This window comes from Pseudomonas sp. MDT2-39-1 (genome assembly GCF_054898085.1).
The window spans coordinates 1,497,512-1,512,305 of the sequence record NZ_CM142716.1 but is presented as its reverse complement, the minus strand read 5'-3'; the positions used below and the strand labels follow the sequence as shown (position 1 = coordinate 1,512,305).

General features: G+C 58.2%; 16 protein-coding genes. 11 read left to right on the top strand and 5 right to left on the bottom strand.

The window, feature by feature from the left end:
• Window positions 1-41: 41 nt before the first annotated feature.
• On the bottom strand, window positions 42-383 hold the full coding sequence (locus tag ACYZTM_RS07470; protein ID WP_461987916.1) for a hypothetical protein: 342 nt from the start codon (window positions 381-383) through the stop codon (window positions 42-44).
• Here ACYZTM_RS07470 and copD point away from each other — a divergent pair.
• The 5 genes from copD to ACYZTM_RS07445 all read left to right on the top strand — a co-directional run bounded on the left by copD (window position 382) and on the right by ACYZTM_RS07445 (window position 6,890).
• Window positions 382-1,476, top strand: a complete 1,095-nt coding sequence (gene copD, locus ACYZTM_RS07465) for a copper homeostasis membrane protein CopD (protein ID WP_461987914.1) — start codon at window positions 382-384, stop codon at window positions 1,474-1,476. The genes ACYZTM_RS07470 and copD overlap by 2 nt on opposite strands.
• Window positions 1,477-1,713: 237 nt before the next feature.
• Window positions 1,714-3,318, top strand: a complete 1,605-nt coding sequence (locus tag ACYZTM_RS07460; RefSeq protein WP_131060257.1) for a tetratricopeptide repeat-containing response regulator — start codon at window positions 1,714-1,716, stop codon at window positions 3,316-3,318.
• The gene (locus ACYZTM_RS07455; protein WP_131060258.1) at window positions 3,315-4,007 is read left to right on the top strand and encodes a sensor histidine kinase; all 693 of its coding nucleotides are present in this window, start codon (window positions 3,315-3,317) and stop codon (window positions 4,005-4,007) included. The genes ACYZTM_RS07460 and ACYZTM_RS07455 overlap by 4 nt, the downstream gene beginning before the upstream one ends.
• 200 nt (window positions 4,008-4,207) lie before the next feature.
• Window positions 4,208-5,449: a glutamine synthetase family protein gene (locus ACYZTM_RS07450; RefSeq protein WP_461989110.1), complete on the top strand. Its 1,242-nt coding sequence runs from the start codon at window positions 4,208-4,210 to the stop codon at window positions 5,447-5,449.
• 70 nt (window positions 5,450-5,519) lie between these two features.
• On the top strand, window positions 5,520-6,890 hold the full coding sequence (locus ACYZTM_RS07445) for an MFS transporter (RefSeq protein ID WP_131060260.1): 1,371 nt from the start codon (window positions 5,520-5,522) through the stop codon (window positions 6,888-6,890).
• Window positions 6,891-6,954: 64 nt separating this feature from the next.
• Here the strand turns inward: ACYZTM_RS07445 and ACYZTM_RS07440 are convergent, their stop codons facing one another.
• From ACYZTM_RS07440 to flgA, 4 genes are all read right to left on the bottom strand, one after another.
• Window positions 6,955-7,698, bottom strand: coding sequence for a flagellar brake protein (locus ACYZTM_RS07440; protein ID WP_131060261.1), 744 nt, complete (start codon window positions 7,696-7,698; stop codon window positions 6,955-6,957).
• 92 nt (window positions 7,699-7,790) lie between these two features.
• Window positions 7,791-8,258, bottom strand: a complete 468-nt coding sequence (locus tag ACYZTM_RS07435) for a flagella synthesis protein FlgN (protein WP_131060262.1) — start codon at window positions 8,256-8,258, stop codon at window positions 7,791-7,793.
• A 48-nt stretch (window positions 8,259-8,306) separates the two neighbouring features.
• Window positions 8,307-8,633 carry a flagellar biosynthesis anti-sigma factor FlgM gene (flgM, locus tag ACYZTM_RS07430; RefSeq protein ID WP_131060263.1) on the bottom strand — a complete coding sequence of 109 codons (327 nt, stop codon included), beginning with the start codon at window positions 8,631-8,633 and terminating at the stop codon, window positions 8,307-8,309.
• Between the two features lie 165 nt (window positions 8,634-8,798).
• Entirely contained in the window at window positions 8,799-9,560 is a 762-nt protein-coding gene (gene flgA, locus ACYZTM_RS07425; protein WP_461989109.1) for a flagellar basal body P-ring formation chaperone FlgA, read from the bottom strand.
• An 82-nt stretch (window positions 9,561-9,642) separates the two neighbouring features.
• Here flgA and ACYZTM_RS07420 point away from each other — a divergent pair, with 82 nt between their 5' ends.
• The 6 genes from ACYZTM_RS07420 to flgE all read left to right on the top strand — a co-directional run bounded on the left by ACYZTM_RS07420 (window position 9,643) and on the right by flgE (window position 14,746).
• Complete coding sequence (locus ACYZTM_RS07420; protein WP_461987910.1) at window positions 9,643-10,575, top strand: chemotaxis protein CheV; 933 nt, start codon at window positions 9,643-9,645, stop codon at window positions 10,573-10,575.
• 46 nt (window positions 10,576-10,621) lie between these two features.
• Window positions 10,622-11,449 (top strand): protein-glutamate O-methyltransferase CheR, encoded by an 828-nt coding sequence (cheR, locus tag ACYZTM_RS07415; RefSeq protein WP_010457158.1) that lies wholly within the window; start codon window positions 10,622-10,624, stop codon window positions 11,447-11,449.
• 359 nt (window positions 11,450-11,808) lie between these two features.
• On the top strand, window positions 11,809-12,216 hold the full coding sequence (flgB, locus tag ACYZTM_RS07410; protein WP_461987908.1) for a flagellar basal body rod protein FlgB: 408 nt from the start codon (window positions 11,809-11,811) through the stop codon (window positions 12,214-12,216).
• 3 nt (window positions 12,217-12,219) lie between these two features.
• Complete coding sequence (flgC, locus tag ACYZTM_RS07405) at window positions 12,220-12,663, top strand: flagellar basal body rod protein FlgC (protein WP_007899122.1); 444 nt, start codon at window positions 12,220-12,222, stop codon at window positions 12,661-12,663.
• A 15-nt stretch (window positions 12,664-12,678) separates the two neighbouring features.
• Complete coding sequence (gene flgD, locus ACYZTM_RS07400; RefSeq protein ID WP_461987905.1) at window positions 12,679-13,401, top strand: flagellar hook assembly protein FlgD; 723 nt, start codon at window positions 12,679-12,681, stop codon at window positions 13,399-13,401.
• Window positions 13,402-13,432: 31 nt separating this feature from the next.
• Window positions 13,433-14,746 (top strand): flagellar hook protein FlgE, encoded by a 1,314-nt coding sequence (gene flgE, locus ACYZTM_RS07395; RefSeq protein WP_131060268.1) that lies wholly within the window; start codon window positions 13,433-13,435, stop codon window positions 14,744-14,746.
• Window positions 14,747-14,794 lie beyond the last annotated feature (48 nt).

The following is a 14,794-nucleotide window of genomic DNA, read 5'->3' as shown; positions in this document are numbered from 1 at the left end:
CATCCCGCTAATGCGGAATGAGGCTCAATGTGGGACAGGAATCAAACGCGAGGCGGGCGCCATACCCCGGACGGGGTCTGTACGGGCAGGGAATCACTAAAGAAGGAAAGCACTACGGGGCTGAATAAGGTTACAGGAGGTTTGAAGATCGAGACTTGCAGCATGCCGCCAGTCTTGCACTCCTGGCCCGGCTTGCAAGGTTTGCCGTGCTCGGAAGGGCTTTTCATATCGTTGCAGCAGTCCATCTCCATGTCGTCCATCATCGCCATGCCCATCGTTTTCATTGGGCAAGGTTCTGTCGGTGCCTGAACGCCCGCCATCCCGCTGAGGGGAAGCGCCAGGCTGATCATGAAGATGAGGCAAAACCGCAAATAGCGTTTCATGGGCTGGAGTGTAGTCGCTGAAAATGGCTCATACAATTGGATGCACGGCATAAACAATCTGCCGAAAGGAAGCTTGCTTAGCGCCAATGGCCGCCGCCGCACCGACGGATACCAATGTAAGCGCCAAACCAAGGCTGAAACACAGTACCAGCATGCCTCCCAAAGCAACTTCCTTGACCTGAAGGCAGAGCAGCAAAACGGTGATAGCCGCTGGGCAAGGAATCAGCCCCCCGGTCAACCCGAACATAATGATCTGGCCAGTGGTGACCTCACGATTGGTGAAGCGCTTACGGATATCGTGGCGGGTACGACGGCGCTCGGTGTGCTGGTGTCTGTCGCCAGCATGGTAATGATGGCGAGCGCCATGAGCGGGGAGTCGGACTTCGCTGAGTTGCGTCCGCATATTGAAATGATGGTATTTGAGACGGACGTAGGGCTGGCCTGGGTCGTGCGAATCATCGCGTTAGTTGTTGGCGGTTTAGCGGTGATGCTCAACCAGCGTGCGCCTGGCTTTAGCTTGGTGGTCGCAGCTATTGCTGGCGGGATCGCCCTCGCCAGTCTGGCATGGAGCGGTCATGGGGCGATGGATGAAGGCAGTCGTCGTTATTGGCATTTTGCGATGGACATATTGCACCTGCTGGCGGCAGGCGCCTGGCTGGGTGCATTAGTCGCTTTTGCCAGGATGGCAATGCTCGACACACTGCAAACCGAAGAGAGCATCAGTTTGCTGGCCCGGGCCGTCAACCGATTCGAATCGGTGGGCGCTTTGATCGTAGTCGTCATCACGGTCACAGGCGTCGTGAACTACCTGTTCATCGTGGGCCCAAAACTCGATGCCGTGCTTCTAAGCACCTACGGGACTTTGCTGATCATCAAAGTGGTGTTGTTTGCCGGGATGCTGGTGCTGGCCGCACTGAACCGATTTCACCTTGGCCCGCTTTTGGAGCGGTCGTTGCGGGAGGGGGAATATCGAGTGGCGGCGAATGCGTTAAGGCGCAGCGTGTTGGTCGAGTTATCGACAGCGGTTTTGATTGTGGGGCTAGTGGCTTGGTTGGGAACGTTAAGTCCTGATATGGAGATAACATCCAAATAGCGTTGCCAAAATTCGTTCATCATCGCTATTGCGAGCGAGCAGGAGCTTGACTTCCTGATTGGCCATGGGTACGTCGGGCTCATCCATGAAACCAAAGTGCAGGACAATCCCGTTTCTGAATAACACCTTCAAATATTTAGAGACACTTGAAAGGCGGGATTTCTCAAGGGAACTGCACTACTGGCCGATAACCCGAACGGTCATGGTCTTCTTCTCAAAATTGCCTGGAAATCTTCGATGCTGTCGTATCACCAAAAGAGTTTTCTGATCGTCGATGATTTCTCGGATTTCCGCAGTTCCGTCAGGTCCATGCTGCGTGAACTGGGGGTCAAGGACGTCGACACCGCGGATACCGGTGAGCAGGCGCTGCGCATGTGTTCGCAGAAGGCCTACGATTTCATCCTGCAGGATTTCCACCTCGGCGACGGCAAGAAGAACGGCCAGCAAGTCCTCGAAGACTTGATGATCGAGAAGCTGATCAGCCATGAAAGTGTGTTCGTCATGGTTACCGCCGAAACCAGCCAGGCCATGGTGCTCAGCGCGCTGGAACACGAGCCCGACGCTTACCTGACCAAACCGTTCAACCGTTCCGGCCTGGCCCAGCGCCTGGAGCGTCTGGAACAACGCAAGAATTTGCTCAGGCCGATCCTGCAAGCGCTTGATCGTGGCAAACCGCTCGAAGTACTCAATGCCTGCATCGAGCTGTGCAAGAAGGACATCCGTTATTCGCCGCTGTGCCTGCGTTACCGCGCGGACGCCTTGCGCGACCTGAATCAGAACGAAGCGCTGGAACGCCTCTACGACAGCATCATTGCCGATCGCCCCTTGCCGTGGGCGTTTGCCGGGCTGGGCAAGTTGCTGTTCAAGCGCGGCCAGGTTAGCCAGGCCAAGGGCATCTACGAAAAAGCCCTGAAAGTGTTTCCGATGATGCCGGCGCTGTATGACGGCATGGCCGACGTGCTGGTGGTCGAAGGGGATAACAAGGGCGCGCAGAAAGTATTGGAAGAGGCCATTCGCCTGTCGCCGCTGGCCGTGCGCCGGCAAGCGCTGCTGGGCAAACTGGCGATGGCCAACGAAGATTTCGACACGGCCTCCAAGGCGTACCGCCAGGCTGTGTCCCAAGGCGCTCAATCGCGTTTCAAGGATGCCGAAAGCAACCTCGGCCTGGCCCACGCCTTGATCAGCAAAGGCAGCGAGAAAGGTCTGGATACCCGCACTCGACTGGAAATCAACACGACCCTCAGTCTGGTGGCCAAGGAAAACCCCAGCGATCCCGGCTTGCAGATTCGTGCGCGCCTGATGAAAGCCACCAGCCTGTTGCTCAACGACGCAGAAACCGCCGAGAAGCTCACCGAGCAGGCGATGATGCGCCTCGATGGCATGGAGCAGTTCATGAGCGCCGAAGCGGCGCTGTTAGTGGCCAAGCAGCTGCAAATGCTTGGCCAGGCGAGCGCCGGCGCGTCGATGCTGAAAAACTGTGCGGAAATCTACGGTGACGATCCGGTGGTGATGCAAGGCATCGCCAAACTGACCGATGACCCGACGATTCTCAACCAGAGTAACGCGGCCTCCGACCTCAACCGTCAAGGCGTGCAGGTGTACAAGACCGGCAACCTGGTCGAAGCTCGAGCGGTGTTTCGCAAGGCCCTGCACATGCAACCGAAGAACATCAGTATCGCGCTGAACATGGCGCAGTCGCTGCTGCACGGCACGGACACTAGCGTACCGTCGGCCGAACTGGATGAATGCCGGGCCTGCCTGAAACTCGTCGGCATGATGCCCGACACCGACGCGCGTTATCCGCGCTACCAGAAACTGAAAATCAAGGCGTTCAGCGGATGAGCCAAGACAACTCTGCACTGGATTTTTCCACGGTGATTGCCTCCACCGTCCACGACATGAAGAACTCGTTGGCCATGCTGATGCAGGCTCACAGCCAATGGCTGGCGCGCTTGCCGGATCCCGAGCAGCACAGCCCGGAGCAGGGTGTCATCGAGTACGAGTTCGCTCACCTTAACGGCATGCTTGTGCAGTTGCTGGGGCTGTACAAACTGGGCGTCAATCAGATGCCGTTGCAACCGGCCTACCATGATCTGGATGACTTCCTCGAAGCGCAGTTGGCCTGTCATCAAGAGGTGTTCGCCAGTCGCGGCATTGTCGCGACCTACGAAGTCGACCCGTTGAGCCCCCTGGGTTTCTTCGACCGGGAGCTGGTGGCCTCGGTGCTGGCCAATACCATCACCAACGCCATTCGTTACGCCCGCCAGTCGCTGCTGATCAGCGTCAGCGATGAGGGCGGTCAACTGGTGCTGACCATCAACGACGATGGCGACGGTTATCCACCCGCGATGATCGAGCTTCAGTCGGATTATGTGCAGGGCATCAACTACAGCAGTAGCAGCACCGGTCTGGGCCTGTACTTCGCCGGACGGATCGCCGCGCTGCACCAGCGTAATGGCGTCGGCGGGCGCACCAAAATCAGTAACGGCGGCCCGTTGGGCGGCGGCCTGTTCAGTCTCTATCTGCCCTGACGTTCTTTTTGTGTGGCGCTGCTTGATATTCCGAACAGGCGGAGCCTATTTTGTACGGGTCGCCGTTCGCGGCTCCCACAATTACAAAGGATTGCGTCATGACAACCGATGGCCAGCGTTCACTCGCGCAGCGATTGACGGGCATTGATGAGATTGAATGTGTTACGCCGGATTTGAACGGCGTGCCTCGTGGCAAGGTAATGACGGCCGAGGGGTTTCTCGAAGGGCGGCGTTTGCAGATGGCGCGGGGTGTGCTGCTGCAATGCATCATGGGCGGATATCCGCCAGCACGTTTTTACGGCAGCGATGATGGCGACCTGGCACTGGTGCCTGACCCGACGCACATCCACCGCTTGCCCTGGAGCGATCAACCGCGGGCATTGGCCATTTGCGACGCCGATGAACTGACCGGTGAGAGCTCGAAGCTGTCGACCCGCGGCCAACTTAAAGCGGTCATCGCGCGTTACGCGGCCCTGGGCCTGGCGCCAGTGGTGGCGACCGAGCTGGAATTTTTCGTGTTCGCGCCCAATCCCGATCCGACGCAACCGTTCCAGCCGCCGCTGGGCCTGGACGGTCGGCGTGAGGAAGGGCATTCGGCGTTCAGTGTCAGTTCCAATAACGGCTTGCGGCCGTTCTTCAGTGAAGTCTATGCCTGCATGGCGGCGCTGGGCTTGCCCCGGGACACGTTCATGCACGAGATGGGCGTCAGCCAGTTCGAGATCAACTTGCTGCACGGCGATCCGTTGCTGCTGGCCGACCAGACGTTCCTGTTCAAGCATCTGCTTAAAGAAGTCGCGCTCAAGCACGGCCTGATCGTGGTCTGCATGGCCAAACCGCTGGCGCACACGCCGGGCAGTTCGATGCACATTCACCAAAGCATCGTCGAGATCGGCAGCGGGCGGAATGTGTTCAGCGACGAGATCGGTCAGCCGACGGCGACCTTCCGGCATTTCATTGGTGGTCAGCAGGCCGGGATGGCGGATTTCACCGCGCTGTTTGCGCCGAACGTGAATTCCTATCAGCGCTTGTGCCATCCGTTTGCCTCGCCGAACAATGCCTGCTGGTCCCACGACAACCGTGCCGCCGGATTGCGCATTCCGGCCAGTTCGCCGGCCGCTCGTCGGGTCGAGAACCGCTTGCCGGGTGCCGACGCGAATCCCTATCTGGCGATCGCCGCCAGCCTTGCCGCCGGTTTGCATGGTATCGAAAACGAACTGGAGCCGAGCGAGGCGATCCAGGGTGAATTCGACGTCCCGGATAATCTTGCGTTGCCGTGTACCTTGCATGCCGCTCTTGAACGTCTGAAACGTAGCCAATTGGCGAAGGAACTGTTTGGCAAGGAGTTCATCGAAGGCTACGTCGCTTCGAAGACCATGGAGTTGACCAGCTTCTTTGATGAAATTACTCCCTGGGAGCGCCGTGTCCTGGCCGCCCAGGCCTGACGACCTGTCGTCTTCGGGCTATCTTTTCGGATAGCCCGTTTCTCACCGCAAGGAGCCGCTCGGAACGCCGATGCGCCAAATCTGGAAACCTTTTCGAGCGCTTTATTTTGCCTCGCTGATGATGTTGATCGGCTCAGGCTTGCTGAGTACGTATCTGGGCTTGCGCCTGGCGGCGGATAACGTCGACAGTTTGTGGGTCGGTGCGTTGATGGCGGCCAACTATTTTGGCCTGGTACTGGGCGGCAAGATCGGTCACCGACTGATCGCCCGGGTCGGGCATATTCGTGCTTATTCAGCCTGCGCCGGGATTGTCGGCGCGGCAGTGCTGGGTCATGGCCTGGTCGACTGGCTGCCGGCCTGGATATTCCTGCGGGTGATCGTCGGCCTCGGCATGATGTGCCAGTACATGGTCATCGAAAGCTGGCTCAATGAGCAGGCCGAAGCCTCGCAGCGCGGCACGGTGTTCAGCGGCTACATGATCGCTTCCTACCTGGGGCTGGTGCTGGGTCAGCTGATTCTGGTCATGCACCCGGCCCTGGGCCTGGAGTTGCTGATGCTGGTCGCTTTGTGCTTCGCGCTGTGCCTGGTGCCGGTGGCCCTCACACGTCGTATTCACCCGGCACCGCTGCATCCTGCGCCAATGGAACCGCGATTCTTCATCAAGCGGGTGCCGCAGTCGTTGAGTACGGTGCTGGGAGCGGGGCTGATCATTGGCTCCTTCTACGGTCTGGCGCCGCTCTATGCCTCGCAGCAAGGGTTATCCACGGAGCAGGTCGGTCTGTTCATGGGTAGCTGCATTTTTGCCGGGTTGCTGGTTCAGTGGCCGCTGGGCTGGCTGTCCGACCGTTATGACCGGGCGTTGTTGATCCGCTGTTTTGCGGTGATCCTGGCCCTTACCGCGTTGCCGCTGGCAATCATGCAACAGGTACCGCTGGAGGTATTGTTTGTCACCGGGTTCTTCTGTTCGCTGGTAATGTTCTGCCTGTATCCGCTGGCGGTGGCGTTCTCCAATGATCACGTCGAAGGCGATCGTCGCGTGTCCCTGACCGCGATGTTGCTGGTGACCTACGGCGTTGGCGCCAGTATCGGGCCGTTGGTGGCCGGGGTGCTGATGAAGCTGTTTGGCAGCCACATGCTGTATGCCTTCTTCAGTTTCTTCGCGTTGGTGCTGGTGTGGCGGATTCGCCCGAAAGCGGTCACCAACCTGCATCAGGTCGACGATGCGCCGCTGCATCACGTGGCCATGCCGGACAGCATGTCGAGTTCGCCACTGGTGGCGTGCCTTGACCCGCGGGTCGATGAGCAGGTGGTGCAGGATCAGATGCAGAACCCGATCAACCCAGAACCTGCGCCTGAACCCGAACCGGAACCCGAAACCGATCCACCGCCCGAAGACCCGGGCGCGGGCCGCGAGCAAAGTTTTACCGAAGCCAGGCCTTAAAACCGGCGTATAAAAAACGGGCAGTCACCGCAAGGGACTGCCCGTTTTTTGTTGAAGCGTTGTATCAGATGTCGTCTTTGTCGAAGCGGCGCGCTTCACGCTGAAGCTGATAGACGAACCGTTCGACCTGGCGCTGCACCAGTCCGCTCATGTTGTGAAAGCGGATGCCGGCGAAGGTGGTGGAGATTCTTTCTTCGAAGTGCAGGTAACGCAGTTCCACCGGCGCGGTCATGCTGCCGAATGGCAGATTGGCAACAAAGCGGTCGTAGACCTGACCCAGTTGCAGCTTGGCGGTGATGTCACCTTCAAAGCGCAGCTTGCAGCCAGTGGCCGAGATGTCCAGCAACTTGCCCCTGATCGGGAACTTGAGCTTTTCACCGCCCAGTTCGACATCGATCAGTTGCGCCAGCTTCAATGCCGCCCGAAAAGCATTGCGGCGCTGGTGGTAGACCACTTCATCAGGGAGAGTGCCACGGTAGCAGCGATCACCGGATTCATCGATGGTCAGCAGGCCATTGCTTTCCCAGGCAATGCGCACGCCGTCGTGGAAGCCTTCAACGCGAAATGGCTCGCCGGCCAGCAGATAACGTTCGCCGTCGCGAGGCACCATTTCGTCCAGGGCAATGCTGTTGCCGTCACGGTCGACGTCCACCAGATAACTCTGGAAGCGCTGGCTGCGTTCGTGGAACGTTATGATCAGCGGGTCATGGCTCTCTTGCAGCTGCCGCAGGTTACCGGCGATTTCCATCGGCGTGGATAGCACCTTGGGTGGCTGCGGAGCATCTTCCGCGTTTAAGGCATTGAACACGGTTCATCATTCTCCAGACAAAATATGACTGCGACTTGCCAGCATACTGCCAGCATGTGAGGCGTCTTCATAGAGCGTGCTCATTAACAGGCTCAAGCCTGACTAAGCGGGCGCGGCTTCGCTAGCATGGAGGTTGATCCGCGGGCATCGTAAAGCGCTGGCGGTTCACCGCCGTTGAGGATTTTCAGCTGATTGGCCGTGGCGGCCTGCTGGACCAGGATCGACTGGCCATTTTTGATGTTGGCCACCTGGCATTGAGCCAGGAGATCGGTCAGTTTGTCGCTCTGCTCCCGCAATTGATCGCCGATGCTCGACTGGCTGGCAAGTTGTTCCAGGCCGTTGCGATTGGTCGGCAGATTGAGGCTGGCGAGGATTTCACTGCGCTTGCGGCCATGCTGATCGAGCAAAATGATCAATGCCTGTTTCTGCGCCAGAATCTCTTCGAGCAGTGGCATGTCGCGACCGTGCAAGGCGAGGGACTCGGTTTGCAGTAACTCCAGCAAGTGCTGTGCTGGGGCGAAATCGTCGGTGATCAGTTGCAGTAAATTAGTGTCGTGCATGGCTGGCCTTGGGGTTTAAGCGTCCAAAAGCCTGGCGCGGGCCTTGGCCTAGCGCTGGGCTTCGAAGTTGAGCAGTTTGTTGGCTACACGGTTGCTGTCGACTTTATAGCTGCCATCGGCAATAGCTGCTTTCAACTCGGCCACGCGGGCGTTGTCGACGGCAGGCTGATCGCGCAGCTTGTCAGTGACCTTCTGCAACTGTTGAGCCTCATTGCTGAGGTGTACCGATTCCCCGCTTTTGGCGGTACTGGCCTGTTCGGCCGGGGTATTCAGCGGCGCGGATTTGCCGGTTTCGGCAGTTTCCTTCGCGGTGCTGGTACGCGTACTACCGGTAAGTGACGAGGAGCTGTTCAAACGGCTGAAATCGATGACCATGATAAAAACCTCTGGGTATTTGGACGCTTGCCATGTTTTCGGCTATCCCTGCGAAAACTTTAGGCCCATTTATCAATGAGCTTGCATGCGCCAGCGCTAGTCCTGCCTGCGGCACAGTTTAGGGAACAGCCGGGCGGAGCGCCATCTCTTCACCAACAGATCGCTCTACATGGCCACTTCCACCTGGCCCGGCGCTGTGACTTGCGCCTTGATGACCCGCTGGGAGTTAAGGTTTTTCACACGAATCTGTTCACGCAGGCCGCCGTTGGACAGGGCTTCGCCCGGCATACGCACACTGAGCGTACCACTGCGGGCGGTAATCACCACTTGATCGCCCTTGCTGATGACTTCCGCCTGTTCGAGATGAACCAGCGTCAGCACCTGATTGGCGACCGTTGGTCGGGTAAGTTTCTGCCCGACGGCCTGATCCATGGAGGTGAAGTAACCCTGGTTGATCAGGCTGATATCCCGCTCGCGCAACATGACGTCGCCGGGCTCGATGACCCCGGCGCGTTTAAGCGGGCGCGTGGTCGTGACAACGTCTCGAAACAGGCGGACTTGAGCGGGCACGAAGACTGTCCAGGGGGACGTACTGTCGCAACGAACCTTGACCGTCACCCGCCCGATCGGGGTCGCCGGGCTCTCGAGGGTGGCTGTCAATTCCTTGTCGCACATGGGCATGCGCAGTCGCGGATCGAGCTGGTTGACCTCGATTTCGTAGCGTCCCTCCGTTTGACTGGTAGCCAAATAGTCTTCTACGGTGAATTCAAGAAAGCCCTGAGTGACGCCGATAAGCATGTCAGGCAAGGTAACCGCGTCAGCAAGGGCAGGGCTGCCAGCGTTGAACAGGCAAACGGCCGACATCGCGCAAAGCAATTTGCGGGAAGTTGATGTCAGGCGTCGGAAAAATGTCGGTTCTGTGTTCATAAGAGTTAAAAAGCAAGCGCCGTGCCGTTTAGCAATGAATGTGCGTCGCAACACACTTAAGCGTTGGTGTAGGAGTCTATGCATGGCTGGTGTAATGGATGCGGTAAACCAGCGCACGCAACTGGTTGGGCAGAATCGCCTTGAGCTGCTGTTGTTCCGTCTCGACGGCCAGCAGCTGTATGGGATCAACGTGTTCAAGGTTCGGGAAGTGCTGCAATGCCCCAAACTGACCGTGATGCCCAAGTCCAGTCCTGTCGTGTGCGGTGTGGCAAATATCCGGGGGGCGACCATTCCGATTCTTGATCTGGCAATGGCGACTGGCTCCGGCGCACTTAAAGATCAGAGCAATCCCTTCGTGATCATCACGGAGTACAACACCAAGACCCAGGGTTTCCTGGTGCGATCGGTGGAGCGCATCGTCAACATGAACTGGGAGGAGATACATCCGCCACCCAAGGGCACGGGACGCGATCATTACCTGACGGCTGTGACTCGGGTCGACAATCAGTTAGTCGAAATCATCGACGTCGAGAAAGTGCTGGCGGAAGTGGCGCCGACACCGGAAGCGATTTCGGTCGGCGTGGTGGATGTCGAAACCCAGCACAAGGCGCTGTCCCTGCGCGTATTGACGGTCGATGACTCGTCGGTGGCGCGCAAGCAGGTGAGTCGTTGCCTGCAGACGGTCGGCGTCGAAGTGGTGGCGTTGAACGACGGCAAGCAAGCGCTGGATTACTTGCGCAAGCTGGTCGACGAGGGTAAGAAGCCGGAAGAAGAGTTCCTGATGATGATTTCCGACATCGAGATGCCGGAGATGGACGGGTACACCCTCACGGCTGAGATCCGCAGCGACCCTCGCATGCAAAAGCTTCACATCATCCTGCATACTTCGTTGTCGGGTGTATTCAATCAGGCGATGGTCAAGAAAGTCGGTGCGGATGACTTCCTTGCCAAATTCCGTCCTGATGACCTGGCATCCCGGGTAGTCGACCGGATCAAAGCAGCAGATATCAGCTAGGGGCCTTCTGTCCCTGGTGGTTAACACGATTTAAGAGGCGGCATCTTTGTCTACGGGTAATTTGGATTTCGAACAGTTCCGGGTATTTCTGGAAAAAGCCTGTGGCATTTTGCTCGGTGAAAACAAGCAGTACCTGGTCTCGAGCCGTCTCAACAAACTGATGGAGCAGCAAGGCATCAAGTCCCTGGGTGAGCTGGTTCAGCGCATCCAGACCCAGCCGCGCAGCGGTTTGCGCGAGATGGTGGTGGATGCCATGACCACCAACGAAACCCTGTGGTTTCGTGACACCTATCCGTTTGAAGTCTTGAAGAACAAGGTGCTGCCCGAAGCGATCAAAGCGGCCCCCGGCCAGCGTCTGCGGATCTGGTCGGCGGCGTGTTCGTCGGGGCAGGAACCGTATTCGCTGTCGATGTCCATCGATGAGTTCGAGCGCGTCAACATGGGCCAGCTGAAGATGGGGGCGCAAATTGTGGCCACCGACTTGTCCGGCACCATGCTGACCAACTGCAAGACTGGCGAGTACGACAGCCTGGCCATCGGCCGTGGTCTGTCGCCCGAGCGCCTTCAGCGTTACTTCGACCCGAAAGGGCCGGGGCGCTGGGCCATCAAGGCGCCGATCAAGAGTCGCGTGGAGTTTCGCTCGTTCAACCTGCTGGACAGCTACGCGGCCCTGGGCAAGTTCGACATCGTGTTCTGCCGCAACGTGCTGATCTACTTCTCCGCCGAGGTGAAGAAAGACATCCTTTTGCGCATTCACAGCACGCTCAAGCCGGGCGGTTATCTGTTCCTCGGCGCCTCCGAAGCGCTGAACGGTTTGCCGGATCATTACCAGATGGTCCAGTGCAGCCCGGGGATCATTTACCAGGCGAAGTGATTTGTTGTCGTCATCCAAAAACGGGAGCCCTCATCGGCTCCCGTTTTTTTTGTCCTGATGAATTCCCACGAGCGCCGCAATCCCTGTAGGAGCGAGGCTTGCCCGCGAAGACGGTGTGTCAGTCAATGATGATGCTGTCTGACACACCGTCTTCGCGGGCAAGCCTCGCTCCTACAGTGGTCGGTGTTGCCAGTGATAAGCGGCAGAAAAGCGGCAGGCGGCGGAAAACGGTTGCCGCTTTTCTGGCATTGCCGCCTTGCCACTGCCGGCAAAGCCCCGGTTTACGGGCTTTTTTGAATTGGCACGCCGCTTGCTATGTCTCTGTTACGAAAAATCAGGTCACCCGAAGGTTTCCCGACATGAGCATCAGCTTCGAAAAAGCGCTCGGTATTCACGAACAAGCCCTGGGCTTTCGCGCGCAGCGTGCCGAAGTCCTGGCCAACAACATCGCCAACGCCGACACCCCGAACTACAAGGCTCGGGACCTGGAATTCTCCAAAGTGCTTGCCGCACAGAACGAGAAATCCAAGGGCGGCACTTTTGCCTTGAACATGACCAACAGCCGTCATATCGAAGCCGAAGGCCTGGGCAATGGCGACGAGTCGCTGATGTATCGCACGCCGATGCAGCCGTCGATCGACCAGAACACCGTGGATGCTCAACTGGAACAGTCGAACTACGCGGAAAACGCGGTTGGCTTCCAGGCCAGCTTCACCTTGCTCAACAGCAAATTCAAAGGGCTGGTATCAGCCCTGCGCGGAGAGTAATTCATGTCTCTATCCAGTGTTTTCAACATTGCCGGTAGCGGCATGAGTGCCCAGACCACTCGCTTGAACACCGTGGCTTCGAACATCGCCAACGCCGAAACCGTCTCTTCGAGCATCGACCAGACCTATCGCGCCCGTCACCCGGTATTCGCCACCATGTTCCAGGGCGGCCAGAGCGGCGGCAGCGATTCGCTGTTCCAGAACCAGGATGCCGCCGGTCAAGGCGTGCAGGTGCTGGGCGTGGTCGAAGACCAGAGCAACCTTGAAGCGCGTTACGAGCCGAACCATCCGGCCGCCGATGGCAAGGGCTACGTCTACTACCCGAACGTCAACGTCGTCGAAGAAATGGCCGACATGATTTCCGCCAGTCGTTCGTTCCAGACCAACGCCGAAATGATGAACACCGCCAAAACCATGATGCAGAAGGTCCTGACCCTCGGTCAGTGATAAGGGGCGACTCAGATGAGTGTTACCGATACCACCATCGGCGTAAGCATCAAGGACGTCTTGGCCAATTCTTCGGTCAAGAAAAACACCAGCGCTGACGGTCTGACGGTGGCGACAAACAGCGCCACTGGCAAGAAGGCGTTGGGCAAGGATGCGTTCCTGCAATTGCTGGTCACCCAGCTGAAGAACCAGAACCCGCTTGAGCCGCAGGACAACGGGGAATTCGTGGCTCAGCTGGCACAGTTCAGTAGCCTGGAAGGCATCACCACGCTGAACACTACGGTCAGCGGTATTGCCGGCAACTACAACTCCTCGCAGGCGTTGCAAGCGTCTTCGCTGGTGGGTCGCTCGGTGGTCGCGCAGACCGGCACGGCGGTCGTCGATACCTCCAAGAGTTTCAACGGCACGGCCGTGGTGCCGGCATCGGTGGATCCGGTCATGGTCAAGATCACCGACGCCGATGGCAAAGTTGTGCGCACCCTCAACCTGGGCAGCCAGAAAGCCGGCAACGCCAGTTTCATCTGGGACGGCAAGAACGATGCGGGCGAAGTGGCCAAGGCAGGCACGTACAAATTCGCCGCCACCGCGACTTACGACAGCAAGGCGACCTCGCTGGTTACTTACCTGCCGGCAACCGTCAACAGTGTGACCATCAGCCAGACCGGCGGTGAGTTGATGCTGAACCTCGCAGGCCTGGGCAGTGTTGCTCTGTCCAAAGTACAAACCATTGGTATATAGAGCCGGCTAACACGGCACAAAGGAGTGGAGTATGTCTTTCAATATCGGCCTTAGCGGTCTCTATGCAGCCAATAAACAACTGGACGTGACCGGCAACAACATCGCCAACGTCGCGACCACCGGTTTCAAATCGTCCCGTGCAGAATTCGAAGACGTGTACTCGGCCACTCGCCTGGGTACCGGCAGCAAGACCATCGGTAACGGCGTGCGTCTGGCCAACGTTTCCCAGCAGTTCGGCCAGGGCGACGTGAACAACACCGGCAACGTGTTGGACATGGGTATTCAAGGCAACGGTTTCTTCCTCCTCAGCGATAACGGTTCCCTGAGCTACACCCGTGCGGGTGCGTTCAAGACTAACGCTGAAAACTTCGTGGTCGACAACAACGGCAACCGTCTGCAAGGTTACGGCGCTGATGACAACGGCAAGATCATCAATGGCGTGCTGACCGACCTGAAAATCGACACCTCGAGCCTGTCGCCAAAGGCGACCACTCGCGTCGACCAGACGATGAACCTTAACTCCTCGGAAACCCTTCCGACCGTTACGCCGTTCACCCCGGCCGAGCCATTGAGCTATAACAAGCCAATCTCCACACCGATCTACGATAGCCAGGGTAACCAGCACACTCTGGATCAGTATTACGTAAAAACCGGTACTAACGCTTGGACCATATACTCCTATGTGGACGGTCGTTCGCCTTCCAACCCGGCCACCGAGCCACCGGTGCCAGTGACTGCCACCGTGACCTTCAACTCTGACGGTACCGTCAACACCATGACCGGCAGTGCCGGTTTTGCTGTGACCGGCAAAACCTTCAAGCTGACTGGCTGGGTGCCAGGCGTGGTAACCAATGCCAGCGTGACACCGAAAGTCTGGGGTCCTAACGGTTCGGTTCCGGCCACCGGTGGCCTGACCTTCGACATGACCAAAACCACCTCTTTCAACTCGGCGACTGCCCGTACCCAGCAGTATCAGGACGGCTACGCCACTGGCCAGATTTCCAGCCTGACCATCGACGAAAGCGGTGTCATGACCGCCAACTTCAGCAACCAGCAAACCAAGGCCATCGGCCAGGTAGCGGTCGCCAGCTTCGCCAACGAGCAAGGCCTGCAGCCAATCGGTGGTACCCGCTGGAAAGAAACCTTCGCCTCCGGCGTGGCCGGTGTCGATGCACCGAAAACCGGTACGCTGGGTGCGGTGGTGTCCAACTCCCTGGAAGAGTCCAACGTTAACCTGACCAACGAACTGGTTGATTTGATCAAGGCGCAGAGCAACTACCAGGCAAACGCCAAGACCATCTCCACCCAGAGCACCATCATGCAGACCATCATTCAGATGACCTGATGCTGGTTAGCTGAAAGCGCTGCACAAGGAGCCCCTCGCAAGAGGGGC